The sequence below is a fragment of the Paraburkholderia sp. 2C genome, from assembly GCF_054589215.1.
The window spans coordinates 1-285 of record NZ_BAAILL010000007.1; the positions used below are offsets into that span (position 1 = coordinate 1).

Here is a 285-nt window from a genome sequence, read left to right on the forward strand (position 1 = left end):
CGCGCGCTAGTCGAGGCACAGATAAACCGTGCCGTCTGCATCGACACGCACCGGAAAGTGGCGCGCGCAGCCTTCATCGGGCGCCTTCGCGAGGCCGCTGGCGAGATCGATATTCCACGCGTGCAGCGGGCAGGTCACGCTCTCGCCGTGCACGATGCCGAGCGACAGCGCGCCGCCCTTGTGCGGGCAGCGGTCGAGCAGCGCGAAGATGTTGTCCTGCGCGGTGCGGAAGATCGCGATATTGCCGTTCTCGCGTTCGAGCACGCGGCTGCCGAGCGGCGGAAT

Annotated in this window: 1 protein-coding gene; it reads right to left on the reverse strand. The window is 67.7% G+C overall.

Annotated features, from left to right (window positions below; translation table 11 throughout):
* Positions 1 to 6: 6 nt before the first annotated feature.
* Positions 7 to 285, reverse strand: a 279-nt coding sequence (gene nirD, locus ACYPXD_RS00965; protein WP_459706431.1) for a nitrite reductase small subunit NirD, incomplete at its 5' end; no start/stop codon positions are given.